The organism is Ferruginibacter sp., from assembly GCF_028288465.1.
GTDB lineage: Bacteria > Bacteroidota > Bacteroidia > Chitinophagales > Chitinophagaceae > Ferruginibacter.
The window spans coordinates 120,809-141,535 of record NZ_JAQBNR010000011.1 but is presented as its reverse complement, the minus strand read 5'-3'; the positions used below and the strand labels follow the sequence as shown (position 1 = coordinate 141,535).

Annotated in this window: 19 protein-coding genes; 9 read left to right on the top strand and 10 right to left on the bottom strand. The window is 41.9% G+C overall.

Annotated features, from left to right (window positions below; translation table 11 throughout):
• Positions 1-496: 496 nt before the first annotated feature.
• Positions 497-1,564, top strand: coding sequence for an NADH:flavin oxidoreductase/NADH oxidase (locus JWR61_RS04460; RefSeq protein ID WP_301926646.1), 1,068 nt, complete (start codon positions 497-499; stop codon positions 1,562-1,564).
• A 53-nt stretch (positions 1,565-1,617) separates the two neighbouring features.
• On the opposite strand, the gene map is transcribed toward JWR61_RS04460, so the two are convergent.
• The 3 genes from map to JWR61_RS04445 form a co-directional block, all read right to left on the bottom strand.
• Entirely contained in the window at positions 1,618-2,382 is a 765-nt protein-coding gene (gene map / locus JWR61_RS04455) for a type I methionyl aminopeptidase (protein ID WP_301926645.1), read from the bottom strand.
• A gap of 39 nt (positions 2,383-2,421) precedes the next feature.
• Entirely contained in the window at positions 2,422-5,100 is a 2,679-nt protein-coding gene (locus tag JWR61_RS04450; protein WP_301926644.1) for a glucosidase, read from the bottom strand.
• Positions 5,101-5,364: 264 nt separating this feature from the next.
• Positions 5,365-7,773: a bifunctional YncE family protein/alkaline phosphatase family protein gene (locus tag JWR61_RS04445; RefSeq protein WP_301926643.1), complete on the bottom strand. Its 2,409-nt coding sequence runs from the start codon at positions 7,771-7,773 to the stop codon at positions 5,365-5,367.
• A gap of 220 nt (positions 7,774-7,993) precedes the next feature.
• Between JWR61_RS04445 and JWR61_RS04440 the strand changes: the two genes are divergently transcribed.
• Positions 7,994-9,280, top strand: coding sequence for an amidohydrolase family protein (locus JWR61_RS04440; protein ID WP_301926642.1), 1,287 nt, complete (start codon positions 7,994-7,996; stop codon positions 9,278-9,280).
• Positions 9,281-9,571: 291 nt separating this feature from the next.
• A complete protein-coding gene (locus JWR61_RS04435; protein ID WP_301926641.1) occupies positions 9,572-9,766 on the top strand; it encodes a hypothetical protein in 195 nt (64 codons plus the stop codon).
• A 49-nt stretch (positions 9,767-9,815) separates the two neighbouring features.
• Here JWR61_RS04435 and JWR61_RS04430 read toward each other — a convergent pair whose 3' ends face one another.
• Positions 9,816-10,616 (bottom strand): carbohydrate-binding family 9-like protein, encoded by an 801-nt coding sequence (locus JWR61_RS04430; protein WP_301926640.1) that lies wholly within the window; start codon positions 10,614-10,616, stop codon positions 9,816-9,818.
• A 158-nt stretch (positions 10,617-10,774) separates the two neighbouring features.
• Here JWR61_RS04430 and JWR61_RS04425 point away from each other — a divergent pair, with 158 nt between their 5' ends.
• Complete coding sequence (locus JWR61_RS04425; RefSeq protein ID WP_301926639.1) at positions 10,775-11,083, top strand: hypothetical protein; 309 nt, start codon at positions 10,775-10,777, stop codon at positions 11,081-11,083.
• Between the two features lie 364 nt (positions 11,084-11,447).
• Positions 11,448-11,792, top strand: coding sequence for a hypothetical protein (locus JWR61_RS04420; protein WP_290340512.1), 345 nt, complete (start codon positions 11,448-11,450; stop codon positions 11,790-11,792).
• Positions 11,793-11,935: 143 nt separating this feature from the next.
• Here JWR61_RS04420 and JWR61_RS04415 read toward each other — a convergent pair whose 3' ends face one another.
• Entirely contained in the window at positions 11,936-12,151 is a 216-nt protein-coding gene (locus tag JWR61_RS04415) for a DUF6496 domain-containing protein (RefSeq protein ID WP_301926638.1), read from the bottom strand.
• Positions 12,152-12,174: 23 nt separating this feature from the next.
• The gene (locus tag JWR61_RS04410; protein WP_301926637.1) at positions 12,175-12,762 is read right to left on the bottom strand and encodes a type 1 glutamine amidotransferase domain-containing protein; all 588 of its coding nucleotides are present in this window, start codon (positions 12,760-12,762) and stop codon (positions 12,175-12,177) included.
• Positions 12,763-13,306: 544 nt separating this feature from the next.
• Here JWR61_RS04410 and JWR61_RS04405 point away from each other — a divergent pair.
• The 4 genes from JWR61_RS04405 to JWR61_RS04390 all read left to right on the top strand — a co-directional run bounded on the left by JWR61_RS04405 (position 13,307) and on the right by JWR61_RS04390 (position 15,553).
• On the top strand, positions 13,307-14,044 hold the full coding sequence (locus JWR61_RS04405) for an endonuclease (RefSeq protein WP_301926636.1): 738 nt from the start codon (positions 13,307-13,309) through the stop codon (positions 14,042-14,044).
• Between the two features lie 233 nt (positions 14,045-14,277).
• Positions 14,278-14,829, top strand: a complete 552-nt coding sequence (locus JWR61_RS04400; protein ID WP_301926635.1) for an RNA polymerase sigma factor — start codon at positions 14,278-14,280, stop codon at positions 14,827-14,829.
• Between the two features lie 62 nt (positions 14,830-14,891).
• On the top strand, positions 14,892-15,248 hold the full coding sequence (locus tag JWR61_RS04395; RefSeq protein ID WP_301926634.1) for a hypothetical protein: 357 nt from the start codon (positions 14,892-14,894) through the stop codon (positions 15,246-15,248).
• Between the two features lie 92 nt (positions 15,249-15,340).
• On the top strand, positions 15,341-15,553 hold the full coding sequence (locus JWR61_RS04390; RefSeq protein ID WP_301926633.1) for a hypothetical protein: 213 nt from the start codon (positions 15,341-15,343) through the stop codon (positions 15,551-15,553).
• A 16-nt stretch (positions 15,554-15,569) separates the two neighbouring features.
• Here the strand turns inward: JWR61_RS04390 and JWR61_RS04385 are convergent, their stop codons facing one another.
• The 4 genes from JWR61_RS04385 to JWR61_RS04370 form a co-directional block, all read right to left on the bottom strand.
• Positions 15,570-15,923 (bottom strand): DUF2695 domain-containing protein, encoded by a 354-nt coding sequence (locus tag JWR61_RS04385; protein ID WP_301926632.1) that lies wholly within the window; start codon positions 15,921-15,923, stop codon positions 15,570-15,572.
• Positions 15,924-16,135: 212 nt separating this feature from the next.
• On the bottom strand, positions 16,136-17,002 hold the full coding sequence (locus tag JWR61_RS04380; protein ID WP_301926631.1) for an aldose 1-epimerase family protein: 867 nt from the start codon (positions 17,000-17,002) through the stop codon (positions 16,136-16,138).
• A gap of 129 nt (positions 17,003-17,131) precedes the next feature.
• Positions 17,132-19,120, bottom strand: coding sequence for a methylmalonyl-CoA mutase family protein (locus JWR61_RS04375; protein WP_301926630.1), 1,989 nt, complete (start codon positions 19,118-19,120; stop codon positions 17,132-17,134).
• Between the two features lie 96 nt (positions 19,121-19,216).
• On the bottom strand, positions 19,217-20,695 hold the full coding sequence (locus JWR61_RS04370) for a cobalamin-dependent protein (protein WP_301926629.1): 1,479 nt from the start codon (positions 20,693-20,695) through the stop codon (positions 19,217-19,219).
• Between the last annotated feature and the right edge of the window lie 32 nt (positions 20,696-20,727).

Here is a 20,727-nt window from a genome sequence, read left to right as displayed (position 1 = left end):
CAGTAGCCAACCACCGGCTAACACGCCACTGGTACAGGGTTACGACAGGCATAGGTATTACGAAATAAAATACCGCAATAACAAGCTCACGTAATTAAAAATGAAAGATTGCAAGGCTGAAAGATCAACAGCAGCAACAACAGACTTTGCTGCAGGATTGAAAATAACGTACTACCACCGATGCGGCTGAGCGCATACTTTTGTTGGAAAGATTCATGTTAGTTTTTTTAAAACTGCGGCAGCTGATGGTGGTTAAAAGCTGCCTTAAATTTGAAATGTTTTTCTCGGTAAACTATTAGTCTACTATTTTGATAGACAAATAAACGACGATTTTTAATTATGACCAAAAAAAAATTAAAAAACCCTGAAAAAAGTTTTACAGATAATTGAAGCGAATACAATAACCAAAATAAATTAACTGGCACGTTGTTAGCCAAAGCTAAAACAAACCAATTTTTAATCAACAAATCATCAGACATTTGCAAAAAATAAAAACATGTCATTACTTTTTCAACCGCTTACAATAAGGGATATTCAGTTTAAAAACAGGATCGCCGTTTCACCAATGTGCGAATATTCAGCCACCGATGGTTTTGCCAACGACTGGCATCTCGTACACCTGGGCAGTCGTGCAGTAGGCGGTGCCGGGCTTATAATTATGGAAGCAACAGCCGTTTCTCCTGAAGGAAGAATTTCGCCTGGTGATTTGGGTATCTGGAAAGATGAACAGGTTGATTTCTTAAAACGTATCACCAGTTTTATTGAGTCTCAGGGTTCTGTACCTGGTATACAACTGGCGCACGCAGGCCGGAAAGCAAGTCACCATGTACCGTGGAAAGGCAACAAACCGTTAACTGCTGAAGAAGGAGCCTGGCAGACCATAGCTCCCAGCGCTATTGCACATACCAACGGTGAACCGCTGCCAAAAGCAATGACGGGTGAAGACATCGCCAAACTAAAAAATGATTTTGCTGCTGCCACCCAACGTGCGCTGAAAGCAGGTTTCAAAGTAATTGAATTGCACGCCGCCCATGGGTATTTGTTCAATGAATTTTTATCACCACTCAGCAATAAACGCATAGATGAATATGGCGGCAGTTTTGAAAACAGGACAAGGCTGTTGCTCGAAATTGCCTCAGACACCCGTAAAATAATGGGAGAAAAATTGCCACTGTTTGTTCGCATCTCCGCAACGGACTGGGTAACCGGTGGATGGACGGAAGAAGATTCGGTACTACTATCAAATAAATTAAAAGAGGTGGGCGTTGATCTGATTGATTGTTCATCCGGAGGAAATTCACCGGAACAAAAAATTCCTTTGGTACCTATGTACCAGGTACCGTTTGCAGAAAAAATAAAAAAAGAAACTCCCTTATTAACCGGTGCCGTTGGTTTAATTACTACCGCAACCGAAGCAGAAAATATATTGGCAAACGGCCAGGCTGATTTGATTATCCTTGCCCGCCAGTTTTTACGGGATCCGTATTTTCCTTTACATGCGGCAAAAGAACTGGGCGAAGACATTGCATGGCCGGTACAGTATGACAGGGCTAAACGTTATTGATACAATGGAGTTTATACCTTTTGAAAAAGGCGTAAACTCTTATAAAAAACTGGCTAGTTCCATATTTCATTCAACGCAGTTAAAATAACCGGCATTCTATCGGTTACAATAATCGTATGTTCATGTTGTGCTACATATCCGCCCTTATCTCCCATCAGCGTCCAGCCATCAGCCTGTGTATTGGCAATGGTTGAGCTGGTGGAGATAAAAGTTTCTACGGCAACAACCGAATTCTTTTTAAACCGTGTAAAATTAAGCCGGTCGCGGTAGTTGGCAATTTCATGTGGCTCTTCGTGCAGGCTTCTTCCCACACCATGGCCCGTTAAATTTTTAATTACTTTATAACCGGATTTTTTTGCTTCTGTTTCTATCAATTGACCGATGTCCGCAATCCGCACACCACCTTTTATATTACTGATAGCTTTTTGCAAAATACGTTTGGATGTATCCACCAAATGCTGGTGCTGATTTAAATCTTTACCAAGAATAAATGATCCCCCATTATCGCTCCAGAAGCCATCCAACTCTGCAGATACATCAATGTTGATCAGGTCGCCTTCGTTTAATATTTTTGCTTCTGACGGAATGCCGTGTGCTACTTCGTTGTTAACGCTGATACAGGTCCATCCGGGAAAGCCATACGTTAAACACGGTGCGGACTTCGCTCCCAGCTCATTTAGAATTTGTCCACCAAACTCATCCAGTTGCTTAGCGGTCATGCCGGGTATACAATGCCTGCGCATTTCTCTAAGCGTGATCGCCACTGCTTCACTTACTTTTTGCATCCCTGCCAATTCGGATTCTTTTGTTATAGACATACTATTGATTGTTTAAAATAATACCTGCAATTTCTTTTACTATCCGTCATCTTCATCATCATCAATAAAAATTTCATGCCCGGTGCCCTCTTTCCATTCCTCTTTCTTCACCTCACATCCACCAATTAAATCTGCTACCAGCGAGGTCCAGCCTGTTTGGTGACTGGCCCCTAACCCCCTGCCGCTATCGCCGTGAAAGTATTCATAAAACAAAACCAGCTTTTCGTTGCCCGGCTTTTTATAAAACCAGTTATCATCGCCATACAACCTGCGCTCACCTGCTTCATTCAGGGCCAGCAGACTTACAATTCTATCAGTTAATACTTTGGATACCTCTACCAGGTTCAAAAATTTTCCCGATCCTACGGGGCATTCTACTTTTAAATGATCTCCATAAAATTCACCATACTTTTTTACAGACCGGATGATAAGATAATTGATAGGCACCCAAACCGGGCCACGCCAATTACTGTTGCCGCCAAAAAGATTACTGGTCGAATCACCCGGATCGTATTGAATTTCATATTTAATGCCATCGATCGTTACAGAGTATGGATTGGCCGCATGATACTTCGACAAGGCACGTATACCGCCGGGAGATAAAAATTCATCTTCATTCAGCATACGGTGCAGCAGGTGAATCAACCGGTCTTTCTTTACCAGTGAAATCAATATTTCTTCACCATCACCATGTTCTTCGTTGGGCCAGAACAGGTTGTTTTTCTCACGATAATTTTCAAACCAGTCCACCCGCTTTTTAAAATCAGGCAGGCGTTCGAATACTTCCCTGTCCATAATGCTTACAGCAAATAAACTTGTTAAGCCAACAATACTTTGTATCCGCAACGGCATCGGCGCATCATCACCAATGCGCAATGAGTCATAATAAAACTTATCTTCTTCATTCCACAGGCTGTGACTATTGAGGGCCTCAGAGATCAATACAAAATGTTCAAAAAACTTGGTTGCCATATCTTCGAAAGCGCCATCATGTTTGGCAATCTCCAGCGCCATGTCCATCATGTTCAATGCGTACATGCCCATCCAGCTGGTGCCATCGGCCTGTTCGAGTTGCATTGCATCGCTCAGGTTATGGCTGCGGTTAAATACACCAATATTATCCAGGCCTAAAAATCCGCCTTCAAAAATATTATTGCCTTTACGGTCTTTCCGGTTAATCCACCAGGTAAAATTGATAAGCAACTTTTGAAATATTTTTTTCAGAAAAACAACGTCGCCTGTGCCGCTGGTTTCTTTTTCGATGCGGTACACTTCCAGCGCAGCCCATGCCTGTACCGGCGGATTTACGTCACTAAAATTCCATTCATAGGCAGGTAGTTGCCCATCGGGTTTCATGTACCATTCCCGCATCATCAGCAGCAACTGGTTCTTGGCAAATACAGGGTCCACCATCACCAGCGAAATACAATGGAAAGCCAGGTCCCAGGCGGCATACCATGGGTACTCCCATTTGTCGGGCATGGCGATAATGTCCTGGTTTTTTAAATGCGTCCAGTCATTGTTGCGGCCCGTTTTTTTGCCATCATTTACCGGCGTAATGCCATCACTTGTAGTAAGCCATCGCTCCACATCATAGTGATAATATTGCTTGCTCCATAACATGCCCGCCAATGCCTTACGTTGTATATTTTTCAGGTCATCAGGTATATTACCAGGCAGGATGGTTGTGTAAAAATCGTCCGCCTCCTTTTTGCGCACAGCGAATATATTTTCAAACCCGTTGTTAAAAGGTTTATCCTCTACCTTGTTGGTAAGGCGACAATAAATGGTTTTGGTTTCGCCTCCCTTTAATTTTAGTTCATACACCGGTGAAAACTTGGTGCCTTCTTTTTTATTGCGCAACTTTTTACGAATGGCGCCATCAATAATGGCATCATGAAAAGCATCCTTCACAAAAGGAGTTGCATTGGCAGCCCCTGTTGCTTTGGCAAGATTGGTTTCATTTTCTGTAAACAACGCATCCTCAGGCTGCTGAAAATAAAAATAATAATGGCCCATACGGCGGTGATAGGCTTTTACTGTTGTCTTATTAAGCAGGGTCAGTGTTGGCTTTTGCTCATCAGGTGTATAGACCCAGCGGTTGTAAAACCACAGTGTGGGCAATACAGTGATGGCTGCCGGTTTATCGTAGCGATTAGTAACATCAATCTTGATAAAAATGTCCTGCGAATTTTGTTTTGCGTAAGTAATATTTACATCAAAATATTCATCGTTGTCAAACACGCCGGTATCCAATATTTCATACTCAGGGTCGAGCATGGAACGGCTGCGGTTGGTGGCTTTCAGGTCTTCGTACGGAAACTCTTTCTGCGGGTATTTGTACAGATATTCCATGTAATAATGCGTCGGAATATTGTCCTGGTAATAATACAATTCCTTTACATCTTCCCCGTGATTGCCTTCGTAATTACCGAGACCAAATAACCGCTCCTTGAGTATCTTATCTTTACCATTCCATAGTGCTACGGAAAAACATAAATTCTGAAAATAATCAGAAATACCGGCGATACCATCTTCGCCCCAGCGATAGGTTCTGTAATGCGACTGATCAAAAGGCAGGTAGCCCCATGCATCACCATGGTAGCCATAATCTTCCCGTACCGTACCCCATTGCCGTTCGCTGAGGTATGGACCCCACTGTTCAAGGGGAATAGGTTTTTTATAATTAATTGCTAAACGTTGATGTTCTGCTGACATGTGGTTAAGTTATGCAGACTCCCCGCCCGTTATTGAACCGGCAGGGCAGCTGCTGCGTAAAACATGCGGCAAAATTACGTCATTTGCAGAAGCTGGAAATTTGATATGAAAAAATTGAAACAGCAAGCGTTTGCAGCTTGTGTCAAAAACAAAATGATTAATTGTGCATCCTGTTAAATTGTATCCTCCTAAATTGAGGGATATTGGAAAACGTGCAGGAAGAAATATGGTAATTAAGGCGACAATTATGTATTACTTACCAGGTCAGTCGTCTTCCTTTTCTTTCGGGTTTACTGTTAAAAAGGCGGCCCGTTTTGGAGCCGGCATTTTTGAATGTATTCCTTTAACGCCTTTCCAAATTACTTCACTGAATTCCATATCGGGTATCCTGTCTTCTTTGCTAAAATCAAAAGTAGCTGACTTTTTAGAGAGCTGATTCCACACCAGATTTTTTTCTGTGATGTCTACCTGCGCAGGAAGTGTATTATAAGGTGTAAAATCCGGAACGGCTGTAAAGCTTCGCCAGAGCGGGGTTGCAGCTGCATCATACTGGCTCATGGGCGGAATGCCTAAAATTAATTCAATGGTACGCAGTACGCCACTTGTTGTATAGGGTGTGTGATCTGCAAAGTTTCTTTTTACATAAGGGCCTGCAACATACACCGGGCTACGGTGTGCATCTACGTGATCAGGACCATTCTGTGCATCATCTTCCAACACAAAAACCACACTCTCTTTCCATACCGGGCTTTTGCTCAGGTAATCTATAAACATGCCCACTGCCAGGTCATTGTCTGCCACATGCGCAAACGGTGTAGGCCTGCCTTTGCTCATACCTTCTGTGTGATCGTTGATTAAACGGAAAGTATTTAATTGCGGCAATGCGTTAATAGCAACGAGTGAATCAAAATCACGTTTCCACTGGCCTACTCTTGTTGTATCTCTCACATGCTGGTCCCAGCTGGTGTAGTAAGGACAAAAATGGTTTTCCAATACAGGAATATTGGCTTTATAATCATCTGCAAACTCGCCGTAAGTACGGTAACTGATGCCGGCTTTTTTACAGGCGCCCCAGATAAAATCGCCTTTATTGTTGGCAACTTTCCGTGTCCCTTCTGCATCATATTCGCCACCGCGACCGCCATAACTTGTTACCCAGTTTTTTTCCAGGTAGTCCGTTGCGTACGCACCCAGGCTCCAGTTATGCCCGTCGGCACTTACCTCTCCATCCACATAAAAATTATCCAGCAAAACAAAATCCTTTACCAGTTTGTGCTGGTTGGGCGTAACTTTTTCGCCAAACAATACCAGGCTGGTATCGCCGTTGCCTTCCTTTATATCTCCCAACACCTGGTCGTAAGTACGGTTTTCTTTAACGATATAGAAGACATGTTTTATCGGGGAAGGATCGCCAATTTTTTGCGGAATGGGATTACCTGATTCGCCCTGGCTGATTGTTTCCCGCTCTTTTGTGTACGGCGAATTTTTATACACCTGCTTTGCATACTCTCCCAGTTGTTCCGGTGTCGGAATATCAATAACACTCATGGTACCGATAAATAATCCGCCAATATATTGTTCTTTGATCGGATTCGATTTATCATCGCCCTGGAAAACCACTTTGTGTTTTTTAATTGGGTTGGGACCAGCGGGGTTGGCAAAAGAAGAAAATCCCTTTCCGTTGGTGACCCATATTTTATTACCAATTGCCTTTACACAAGTGGGGTACCAACCCACGGGAATAAATCCTTTTGAGTGGCTGGAGCCCGGCGTGCTGATATCAAAAACAGCCAGGCAATTATTATCTGCATTAGCGATATACAAGGTCTTTTCATCAGGGCTCAAAGCCAGTGCGTTGGTAGTGCTTCCGGGAGGAGCATCGGCAAATAAAGAGGCTGACAGTGTTTCCAGAACAGCTGCCTTTTTAACATCTATCAAGCTTACTGAATTATCGTTGGCATTGGCAACAAATAAATATTTGCCATTGGCCGTAATGCAAAGATCATTGGGGTTATCGCCCACTGCAACCTGACCGCTGATTGTTTTTTTATCTGTATCAAACACCACTACTTTATCACATCCCCAGCAACTGATATAGAGTTGCTTTTTATCGGGCGATAGTAAACAGGTATAAGCTTCTGCCTCCAGTTTTACCTGCTGTATCACTTTATTAGTAAGCAGGTTAATGAGGTACAAGGCATTGTCGTCTTTTGTAACAACGTACAATACATGTTTGGCATCATCAATAGCCATACCCGCCGGGGAAATTTTATTGGGCCACTTTGCACCCAGCGAAATGCTGTCTTTTAATACCAGCTTATTTTTTACTACTGCATATTTTAATATCCAGTTATCATTACCACCGGCGGCATATAAATATTTTTCATCGGCTGTAAACTGCAGCCCCAGCCAGCTTTTAGCAATCTCAATATTGTCAACTACTTTTTCGGCGGCAATATCAATCAGCTGCAGGCTTTGCGTGCTTTGCCCGTTGTTGGTAACGGCCATCCATTTTTTGCTTTTACTAACGGCCATGTTCAGCGGCAAATCGCCCAGCGAAAAACTTTTACCTGCAGGAGATAATTGCCAGCCGTTGGGAAGTGTTACTGTTTTTTGTGCGTGGCTGTTGATGGCCATCAGCAAGGCCAAAAAGGAAATGCAATATTTTTTCATACAAACTTGTTGAATAAGCATTAAAGATACAAAATACCATCCTGTTGAATGGCCTGCTTTATTAAGTTATAAATAACAATTTTGCAGTGGCTAACACATGCCAGGCCTGGCGTATTACAATTGATTCTGTGGAAGCAAACTCGCCTTCTAACCGATTTTATCTTTCCTCAATTACCACCGGTAAAAGGAATGTTGTACTTTAAAGGCTTAAAACTAATTTATGAGATCGTTACTTTCTATTCTTTGTTGTATTTCATTTTTTACCGCGCAGTCGCAAAAAGTAACAGTGCTTAAGTGTGGCCAGGTGCTGGATGTACGCACGGGCGAGATGAGTAAAAATGTAATGATTGTTATAAACGGTAACAGCATTGGCAGTATACTTCCGCCAGGTGCCCTTGCAAAAATAAAAGCTGATACGGTGATTGACTTAACAGCTTATACAGTGCTTCCCGGCCTGATAGACTGCCATACCCATGTATTGCTGCAGGGCGATATTACGGCTGAAGATTATGATGTGCAGATATTAAAAGAATCCATTCCCTACCGCACCATCCGGGCTGTACGCAGCTGCAATATTGCTTTACAGCAGGGCTTTACCACCATCCGTGACCTGGGGACAGAAGGTGCAGGTTATGCCGATGTAGATCTTAAAAAATCAATCAAAAACAATGTAATACCCGGGCCAAGAATGTTTGTCTCCACACTCGCCATTAACACTACCGGCCATTACCCGGTCAGTGAAAAAGAATATGCCTGGGAATTGACCATGCCCAAAGGCCTGCAGGAAATTACCGGTGCGGATGAAGCACGCAGAGCTGTGCGGCAGCAGATTGCGCATGGTGCAGACTGGATAAAGATTTATGCGGACAGGGGCTATTATAAATTGGCGGATGGCAGTTATCGCAGTAGCCCGAATTTTACATCAGAAGAAATCATGGCCATCGGAGATGAAACAATTCGCAGCCGCAGAAAACTGGCTGCACATGCCGTAACAAGAGATGGTATTCTTGCCGCTATCAATGCCGGCGCATCTTCTATTGAACATGGTTTTGGAATGGATGATGAATGCATTGCCCTGATGGTGCAAAAAAATGTATACTGGTGCCCTACCATTTATGTGAATGATTTTGTAGCGGAGGGAAGGGCCAAAGCAGGCAGTCCCATCAATCAACTATTTGCTGAATCTGAACCTGCCTTGTTTAAAAAAGCCATGAAGGCGGGTGTAAAAATTGCCTATGGCACGGACATCGGCGGCTACGACTGGAACATGCCTGAATCAAAAGATTTTTCATTCCTGGTGCAATACGGCTACACGCCCCTGCAGGCCATACAAACCGCTACCATCAACGCTGCCGCCCTGCTGGATCAACCATTGCTGGGTGAACTGAAAGCCGGTAACCTGGCGGATATCATTGCAGTAAAAAATGATCCCACAAAAGATATCCAGGCATTGAGTGATGTACGCTGGGTAATGAGGGATGGGGTGATATACAAGTCAGTAAAATAACAGCAGTTATCCCCAAGTTAAAAATTGAACGCAAATTGTACTTTGCTGTACCAGAAAAAAATATCCCCAAAGCACCGCGGGCCTAAACTGACTGACTTTACCCCAACTCATTTCCACAAATGTTGATATTGTGTGGAATTAATTGCCGCAATTTATTTCTCAATTGCCCGTTATAAATACCCCTGTATGTGTAAGCGAAATTAAAAAAGCACTGGGGTTTTGTAGTACTTGCTTTAAACACGTAAGTGACAAAGCAAGTAAACATCATCCTCAATCTTAAAATAAAATACAATGCCTGTAAAAAATTCAACTAAAAAAAGCAATGCTTATGTGTATACCGAAGCCGATCTTGGAGAAGGTCTGCTGCATGCCGGTGTAAGTCACCTGTACTGGATAGGAAAAGAAGTAAATAAAAAAATAAAAGCCATTGCTGCTTCTTCTAAATTAATGCAGAACAACAAGGGCCAGGGTGATTTTTGCTACTAGAGATCATTATTCTGCCCGTTTGCAAATGAACATTGTCTCCGAAAATCAACTACATTTCAAAAGCTATCCTGCTCCACTTTTCAGGCATATGCGTATCATAAATGCCGTGGCTGGTTAACACCATTGCAGGATGAGGTATAACTTCTTTTCCGCCGTTCATCAATTTTTGAAATCTCCCTAAAAACATGGTCCATACATCGCCGCTAACAGGTGGTACTGTCTTTTCAGGATCCAGCAAAGCTAGGCTGCTCCACGGTATGGCCAGTTCTAAGGTCCATCCTGTATCAACATCTGTATTATCATTTAATGTTCCCTGCACCTGCACTGCAGTTTGCAGACCCGGCATATCAAAATTGGTAAAGGCCCAGCGAATGCCACGGGGGTTGGTTCCCTTCCAGAAACTGGGGCCACTCCGGTCGTAATCGCCGCCAAAAGTATAGGCCTGTTGCTGATGCACGTCAAACTGCGGTGTATCAAATCTGCCTCCTTTTACATAAGCATCTTTCCAGATAAAAAATACCTCGTACACCGTATTGGCCGCATTTATTTCAAGTTCGTAATAACAATCTTTCCCCTCAATAAAAAGTTCCAGGTCATTTTCTAAAAAAACAATACTGTCCCGTTCTGTAAGCTGTGCGCATACAAAAGGTTCCTCTGCCTTAAAAGCAATGTATAAATGTTCCTCATTCCAAAGGATGGCTGTTTGCGTATTGTACATTCCCGCATCCCCGGTAACCATATCCACAAAGCGTTTACTCCAGCCGGCCTGCTGCCATATCGGTTTATCGACATTGCCATCGATGGTAATGGAGGTGGCTATTTTTTTTGCAGTGTAATCAGGCTGGTGCATTGGTAAAATTTTTATAAAAATAACAAGGAAAACGGTGCAGAAAATTTAAGTTTCAAAATTACAAGCTAAGGTATTTTGCCGGCAGGTAATTAAAGATAGTCATTGCAAAAATTACCTTATTGGCATAATTTTACATCAGGTAATTAAAACAATCAATTATGAAAAAGAACAAGGATGCTACACCGGAACCAATTGCTCCCGAATTGAAACACGATACCATGGAATTTGCAGCTTCAACTGACGGCGACGACCAGCTGGATATGGTTAATGAAGAGGAAGAAATTACAGCGGATGAACTGGATGCCCTGGAAGAAAAAGATATTGATGGTGAAGCTTATGCTTTGATTGCGGCCGAAACGGACAGTGAATCAGACGAAGATAATTTTTTAACCTCGCCGGATGATTTTGATGAACTGGCAGAAGAAGATGAAGACGAACAGGATGAAGAGAAAGAGTTCAGAAGATAACAGGTGAATCTTTTTTTTCAGCATTCAATTATGTATGAATGCTGAACACGAGCGTGATTAAAATAAAAAGCCGGCTCTTTGAATAAAGCCGGCTTGTATATATATGGAGTTATTGAATGCCAACGCAGGTAAAAGTTTCAACCGGGATAATTGTTGATAACCAAAATGTGTACCATTCAACAAAAAAGAAAAATTAAATTATCAACTTTTTAAAACCTGTATGCAGCTTAATATTTGTTCGCTTAAAAAGTTGGTGCGTCTTGCCTGCCTTTATCAATTAAGAAATTGACATTGAATCAGAAGCAAGAGTAGACAGATAACTTTTATTGGCATGCTTTTGCCTGCTTATTTATAAAAACTAATTATGACAAACGAACAAACTAATACAGCTGCAGGAAGCAAAAACGAGACCATCAATCAGATTGACAAGGAAGACCAGGATGCCAGCATCACAAAGCAGGAATTGGATTTACTGGATGCTGCGGGAGATGAAAACAATAAGGAAGATTTGAACGAACAGCGTGCGCAGCTGGACGATACGGATGAAGATGGTGAAGCATTGAACGAAGGCACAGATTTAACGGGCGAAGACCTGGACGTACCCGGTGCTGATTTAGATGACGATGATGAAATGATTGGCGAGGAAGATGAAGAAAACAATTCTTACAGTGAAGCCAATGACGATGAAGACGAAACCGGTAATGTGTAAATAAAACAGTCGAATTGCTATGATATGCAACCCGAAAACTCCTTCAAAAAACACCTGAAAAATCAGGGCAATCTTTCAGGTGCTAAAATTAAACTACCCGGTTGAAGATCAACCGGGTAGTAACGTGTTAAAAATCTGTGCAATTACTTTTTGGATGAAGTAGTTTTTTTACCCGAAGAGGAAGCACTTTTTGATGGAACCTTTTCCCCCTTCTCTCTTGCTTCAGACAACCCTATTGCAACAGCCTGTTTGGGATTGGTTACTTTTTTTCCGGACTTGCCACTTTTAAGTGTACCGTTCTCCATTTTTTTCATGGAGGATTCAACTTCTTTGGAAGCTGCTTTAGAATATTTTGCCATGGGTTAATATTTATTGTTAGTAATTAATTTGCCACATCAGTCGATGAAAATGCATTCCTGGTTTTGTGAACCCCTTCCGCAAACTCTTCAATTATCTTTTTATTAAATGCAGGTAGATCTTCAGGGCTTCTACTAGTTATCAAACCATTATCGGTAACCACTTCCTTATCTACCCAATACACACCAGCATTGGTAAGGTCTGTTTTTAAAGACGGATAAGAAGTCATTTCTTTTCCCTTTATCAGGCCTGTTTCAATCAGTAGTTGCGGCCCGTGACAAATGGCGGCTACAGGTTTACCTGCTTCTAAAAATTCTTCTGCAAAAGAAATAAATGGCCGTTGTGTCCTCATCTTATCCGGGTTCAATACACCACCCGGTATCAGCAAAGCATCATAATCATCACTGCTTACCTGGTCAATTTGCGCATCCACCGGAAGCTCTATCGACCAATGATCAGTATCCCAGGCCTTCACCGAGTCATGTGTCGAAATAATATGCACGGTTGCTCCCGCTTCTTCCAAAGCTTTCTTTGGGCTGGTAAGTTCAACTTCTTCAAAACCATGCTCTGTAATGATGGCCACTTTCTTACCGCTTAAATTTGGAGTTGTCATAATTGCTATTTTAAAAAATGAAAGAAAATATATTGAATGAGCTTATAAAAAAATCGTGCCGTTGACACTGACTTTTATCCTGCAAGCCATTCTTTAGTGAAGGCTGAAGTTGTGTGTGGAATCTTGTTGTATTGGCACCATTTCATTTTATTCATCGCCATAGAAAATTGCGTAGATAAATCATCTACAATGATCAACGGGGAATTTTAGGAAGGTTGATTCAGCATCAATATCACTATTAATACGTGAATTGCTGCAGAGCATAAGAAGTGATAAAACCCTGGGCGAATATTTCCTTTGCTTTATAATAAGTAAAAAATGCAAGTGCTTTTATTTTTTCACTATTCTGTTGTGTATAAACTTACTCATGTATTTGAGGGCTTTGACGAAATTCTACCTCATTAATTTACTTATTTGCCCAACTACAAATCCTGTCTTGCTTTATCTAAGCAACACAATATTTCATCTGATTAACCTCAGCCTGCAATAAATAAATACTACAGTATAAATGGATTTGCTTTTGCAGGACAATAATTAAAATAATATGCCCGAAGGACCATCCATCGTACTACTGAAAGAACTTGTCCGGCAATTCAACAACAAAAAAGTGCTGGATGCTTTTGGCAATGCTTCCATTGATGCACCCGGCCTCATCAATAAAAAAGTAATTGATTTTAAAAGCTGGGGTAAACACTTTTTAATTTGCTTTCCGCACACCACCCTTAGAATACATTTCCTGCTTTTTGGCAGTTACAGTTTTAACGAACAAACAAAGGCAGACAAAAGCCTGCGCCTTTGTCTTCGTTTTAAAAACGGTACAGTTTATTTTTATACATGCGCCATCAAACAACTGGATGAAAAGCCTGATGACATTTATGACTGGAGCAGCGATGTGTTGAACGACAAATGGAAACCTGCCAATGCGCTGAAAAAATTAAAAGCTTTACCGGATGAAATGGTTTGCGATGTATTGCTGGACCAGGAGATATTTTCCGGCGTTGGCAATATCATCAAAAACGAAGTACTGTACCGCATAAAGCTGCATCCAAAAAGTATCACCGGGAAATTACCGGCACCGGTTTTAAAACAGCTGGTAAAAGAAGCCCGCAATTACAGCTTCGATTTTTTAGAATGGAAAAAAGCCAATCAATTAAAAAAGCACTGGCTGGCCTACCATAAAAAAATCTGCACCCGTTGCAACCTGCCCATCATAAAAGAAGACACCGGCAAAAAACACCGCAGCAGTTTCTATTGTGGCAATTGCCAGGTTTTATACAAATAATTTTTTGGCCGGGCTAAGAAGCTATTTGGTACTGCATTGGCGTCGCACGCTTGTACATTCCCTGTTATGGCATCTTCCAAATAAGTGGCGTTTTAACCACCCATCAATAAAACCAACCGGTTTTTTGCGTAAAACAAGGAACTTGCAAAAATAATTTAACAACTTTAAAATATCGCGCAACATTATCCGTCTGACAGGTATACATGGAAGATGTGCTGACTATATCACCTGCAATGAGTGCCGACCGAGATACAAATATCACCCATATTATAAAAAGTATGAGCAAGCGCTTGCTTGGCTTTATTAAAAAAAGGGTGGCAAGTCCGGAAGATGCGGAAGACATCCTGCAGGATGTTTTTTACCAGTTTGCCGGAAGTACCGAACCGATTAACCAGGCCAGCAGCTGGCTGTTTAAGGTGGCTACCAATAAAATAACCGACAGCTACCGCAAAAAGAAATTGCCACTGGCAGATGATATTTTCACTTCATCTTCAACAGAAGAAGACAGTTTTGACTGGAAAGAAATCTTACTGCAAACCGATACCAATCCCGAAACAGAATACCTGCGCAACATCTTCTGGGACGAATTGCAACTGGCACTCAACGAACTGCCTGCCGAACAGCGGGACGTATTTATAGAACATGAAATGAATGGCGTTTCCTTTAAAGACATTGAAGCAGCAACAGGTGTAAGTGTGGCCACACTCATCAGCCGGAAACGCTATGCGGTATTGCATTTAAGAGAAAGATTGCAGATTTTAAAAGATGAGTTACTAAATTATTAAATCAGAGAAGCAGCTAAAACAATTGCCATAGCAATGACTGCCGATTTACAAAAAATATAAAAATGAAAAAGCACTGGATAAAAAAAGGATTAATGTTTTTCACCTTCTTCGTCGCCGTGTTACTGCTGGCAGGCTTTATAGTAATGGGCTTGTGGAATGCCATACTGCCGGCAGTTTTAGGGGTAAAAACAATTACGTTTGTGCAAGCCCTCGGTATTCTATTATTGAGTAAAATATTGTTTGGTGGCTTTAAAGGCGGGCCCTGTGGTTCGGGCAGACAGCAATGGAAAGCAAGGCTACAGGAAAAGATGGGGCACATGACGCCGGAAGAAAAGGAAAAATTTAAAGCAGAATGGAGAAATCGCTGTGGCGGCCGGTGGGGAATGCAGGAACATGAACAGGTGGATACAAAACAATAAGCAAAAGCCGCTGCAGGCATACATCAAAAGGTGTATGCCTGTACATTTTAAAATAAAATTCGTAAAGATATTGTGTAACTAAAATGTGTTGTATGCAGATACTCGTATTTAAAACCAACCTCACAGATGTTAATCATATCAACGCCGTAGAAAGCAGTTTAAACATACACCCCGATATTTATAAATGGAATGTAGACCTGCATGATTGCGACAAAATTTTACGGGTGGTAGCCAACGATATTCCCGGCAAAGAAGTAGAAAACCTGTTGACTGAAGCAGGCTATTTTTGTGAAGAGCTGGAATAAAAATCGGGGGCTAAAACTACCAGGACCTGCTGCTCCAATACTTTTGAGCATACTCACTTTCGCGAAATACATTGAATAAAATCTCGCAATCACAATATCCTCCCTTCTTCATCAAAACATGAAAAATATCAAATTGTGCCGCTGCCGGAAAATCCAGCTGTTTCAATATTTTTTTTGAATGCGAGAAGTCTCCGCAACATGCTGCATCCTCTTTCATAAATAGTCTGTCCAGTATGGAAACAAAATCAACTTTGTACTGTAAAACACTCAACACAGACTCAGTTATTTCTTTAAGCGTTTCATCGTCATGATAGTCAAGTTCATCAGGATCTTCTCCCGGCGCCAATTCAAGCCATTCTGTATTAGTCAAATTTTTTTCGAAGAAATCACCAGGAATTGAATGAATCAAATAGTGATACCGTTGTTGTGGATATAAGTCTTTAAAGGGGGCTTGCAGTAAAAAATACCTGGCGAATGTTTTCATCACTATTCAGCACCTTAATTTCAACATCAGGGTACTTCGGCCTGATAAACCTATATAAGCTGGCTTCAATTTCGGTGTTAGTCATTTTTTCATTTGGATTAAAAACATTCCACCGTCCAGCTTCGCTGCCAGTTAGTATTTGCCGGCAGGTTAATTATCCCTTCCTTATCTTTCAGTTGCTGGTTGTGGTCAACGCCATCTGCAATACCGCACCAGGGTTCAAGACAAACAAAATCAGCATCCTTAGCAGCCCATATTCCGAAGAAAGGAAAATCTTTAAAATGAAAATGAATACCATGTGCATGCTTTGTGCAACCAATTGTAATGTGGTTACTCCGCATATTTTTTAACACAATAGCGTCTTCGTAAAACAAATCATGTTGTAAAGGAAGCCTGCCATTTTCTGCCGGCAATGGTTCTGCATAGTTGGCAATCAAACCATCCTCTAATTTCCACCTGTTCAATGATTCGATTGCATTAAATTGAAGAAAATAATCGGCGTAATCAGTGCCTTCCACCATCGGCACCGCAAATGCAGGATGGGCCCCGACAGAAAACAGCAACTCATCATAGCCGCTGTTGCTCACTTCATACGTTACGGTTAATTTATCATCTGCCAATTGATAGCGGAGCTTCAGGATAAAGGCAAACGGATATACAGCCAGCGTATCAGCATCCTGCGTTAACGTAAACACGGCTTCTTCCATGCTTACCTGGTCTTTTAAAAAAACCCTTTCCCTTGCAAACCCATGGCGGGGAAGATGGTATACTTCGTCTTTATAAAAATAGGTATCGTTTTTTAACGTGCCTACAATAGGAAACAGCACAGGACTGTGTTTGCTCCAGTAAGCGGCATCACCACCCCACATATATTCAATACCGGCTTCTTTATTAACAAGACTCTGCAGCTCTGCACCTTTTGGAGATATAACCGCTTTCAATTTGCTGTTTTCGATGGTAACCATGGAGTTAATTATGAGTTTAAGTTATAGGTTATAAGCTGTAAGTTATGAGAAGGAATGTTGCACATAACTTATGCCGGTATGCAACAAATGTTTTTTACTTTTTACTTTTGAATTTTTAATTTTAAACTACTACATATTCCTCCGATACTTCCCACCTACATTGTAAAGCGCATTGGTAATTTGCCCCAGCGTGCAGTGTTGTACCGTTTCCATCAGTTCTTCAAAAAGGTTGCCGTTTGATACTGCTACCTGCTGTAAACGTTGTAACATGTCTGCCGCTCTATCTTTATGCCGTTGCTGAAATAAAGTAACCGCTTCAATCTGGTTATCTTTTTCCGCTGTAGTACTCCGTATAACTTCTGATGGCAAAATGGTCGGGCTGCCCTTCTTATTTAAAAAAGTATTCACGCCAATGATGGGGTATTCACCGGTATGCTTCAGCGTCTCGTAATACAAACTTTCTTCCTGGATTTTATTGCGCTGGTACATGCGTTCCATGGCGCCCAGTACGCCGCCTCTTTCAGATAACCGTTCAAACTCAGCCAGCACAGCGGCTTCTACCAGGTCAGTCAGCTCTTCTATTAAAAACGCACCCTGGTTGGGGTTCTCATTTTTTGCGGTACCCAGCTCGCGGTTGATGATCAGTTGAATGGCCATCGCCCTGCGTACACTTTCTTCTGTTGGTGTGGTAATTGCTTCATCGTATGCATTCGTGTGCAGTGAACTACAATTATCATAAATCGCATACAAAGCCTGCAGCGTTGTGCGGATATCATTAAAATCAATTTCCTGTGCATGCAGTGACCTGCCTGAAGTCTGAATATGGTACTTTAATTTCTGCGACCGCTCATTGCCTTTGTATTTATATTTCATGGCCTTAGCCCAAATCTTCCTGGCCACTCTTCCGATTACACTGTACTCCGGATCCATTCCATTACTGAAAAAGAAAGAAAGATTGGGAGCAAAATCATCAATGTTCATTCCGCGGCTTAAATAGTATTCCACGTAAGTAAATCCATTTGCCAAAGTAAAGGCAAGCTGTGTAATTGGATTGGCGCCAGCTTCTGCAATGTGGTAGCCGCTAATGCTTACACTGTAAAAATTCTGCACTTTATTTTTGATAAAATATTCCTGCACATCGCCCATTAATTTCAGCGCAAATTCGGTCGAAAAAATGCAGGTATTTTGCGCCTGGTCTTCTTTCAAAATATCCGCCTGCACTGTCCCCCGGACGGTGGCCAATGCGTGAGCCTTTATTTTTTTATACACCTCTGCTGGTAAAACATCCCGTCCGCTAAGCCCAAGCAAACGTAATCCAAGACCATTGTTTCCCCCAGGTAAATGCCCGTCGAAATTCCCTTTCACGGGGTTGATTTTTTTACCATATTCACCTGTGTATTTCGGCAAAGATTCAATGTCCCATTTACTTTCTATCGCCTTATTAACCGCTTCGCTTAAACCATTTTCAATGATGTATTTTTCACACTGCTGGTCAATAGCCGCATTCATAAAAAATGCAAGCAGCATCGGCGCCGGGCCATTGATCGTCATGCTTACCGATGTTTTGGCATCGCACAAATCAAAACCACTGTAGAGTTTTTTTGCATCATCTACCGTGGCAATGCTTACCCCGCTGTTGCCCACCTTGCCATAAATATCCGGCCGGGGTGCCGGATCTTCTCCGTACAAAGTCACACTATCAAACGCAGTACTGAGGCGCTTTGCAGGCTGACCAACACTGACATAATGAAAACGCCGGTTGGTTCGCTCCGGGCTTCCTTCGCCAGCAAACATTCTTGTAGGATCCTCGCCTTCTCTTTTTAACGGAAACACGCCTGCCGTAAATGGAAACTCGCCGGGAACATTTTCCTGCAACTGCCACTTTAAAATATCGCCCCAGTCTTTGTATTTGGGTAGATATACTTTACTTATTCTTGTACCGCTGAGCGATCGGTAAACTAAATCTTGTTTTATTTTTTTACCCCTTACATCAAATTCAAAAAAATCACTTTCGTATTCTTTTAACAGCCCAGACCATTGCTCCATTAATTTCCATACATCCGGATGCAACTGCATTTTTAATTCATCGTATTTTTTTTTCAGTTCATCGGTTTGCATATACCAGTCAATTATTTTATTTTATCAGATGGTCATTTTGTTGATTTGTGCAACAAGCTGTTACACAAATCAACAGCCGTTTACAACATGGTTTATTTATTTCTCATCCAGCATTTTTATTACGCCAACGAGTTGATATAATTTGGTAGCAATAGCGGCTTGTTCCTCTGCCCACGTGTTGTACCCTGAAATAGTTTCAGCTATTTCTGATAAATATCTTACACGCCTGGGCGGTATAATAGTTGAGTTATCTGTAGTATCTTTTAGATGCGCATGGTGTTCAATTTCACCATTAAAATTTACCCCGGTTTTTTTAGCCACTGTTTCCATCAGCCTTTCAAATAATTCATTGATGCCCGCATCATTGAACTGCGCCGCAATAGTTCCTACAACTGGTAACTCATCATCTTTCGCATCCCATAATTCATGGTTACGTTTGTATTGTTTGCGTACATCGTGTAAGGCATCCAACGCACCAGCTTTATCAAATTTATTGATGCAGATTACGTCTGCATAATCCAGCATATTTATTTTTTCCAGTTGAGAAGGTGCTCCATATTCCGGCGTCATAACATACATGCTAACGTCAACATAATCCAGTATCGAAGCATCACTTTGCCCTACGCCTGCACTTTCTACAATAATAAAATCATAGCCTGCCGCTTTGCAGATATCAATGGCGTCCTGTACATATTTACTTAAAGCAAAATCACTCTGCCTGGTAGCAAGGCTGCGCATATAAGCCCTTGAAGATGAGATGGCATTCATCCTGATCCTGTCCCCAAGCAATGCACCGCCTGTTTTTTTCTTGGATGGATCAACAGAAATTACAGCGATGGTTTTATCTGAATAGCTGTTTAAAAAACGGCGTACAATTTCATCTGTAACCGATGATTTTCCGGCGCCGCCGGTACCGGTGATGCCAAGGATGGCAACCTCGTCAGAGGCACCCCCACCCGTCGAATGGGGGATCTCAGACTTCAATTGTTTGGAAGCATTTGCTTTTAACCGGTGAACCAAATGCGAATAATTTTCACCCTGTTCTGCCAAAGTAATTGCCCGGGCGATTAACCTGATATCATAAACTTCCCCCAAAGGAAAAGGCATCCTTTCAGCAGACTCCAGGATGCCACCTTGGATGGTTGGGGGGGCTTGATCAGCTTTATTTATAACATCCTCAATCATACCCTCCAAACCCATCATCCTCCCGTCATCCGGACTGTAAATTCTTGTGATGCCGTACCGTTGCAATTCTTCTATTTCAGCAGGTAATATTGTTCCTCCACCACCGCCAAAAATTTTGATATGGCCGCAGCCGCTTTCATCCAACAGGTCTTTCATGTATTTAAAAAACTCCAGGTGCCCACCCTGGTAACTTGTAATGGCAATGGCATTCGCATCTTCTTCAATGGCACACTCTACAATTTCATGTACACTTCTGTTATGGCCCAGGTGGATAATCTCCGCACCCTTTGCCTGTAATATGCGGCGCATAATATTGATTGCGGCATCATGCCCGTCAAACAATGCTGCGGCGGTTACTATGCGAATTTTATTATGGATTGTAGCTGGCATCGGGACTATAAATTGTTTTTGTAAAAGGCAAT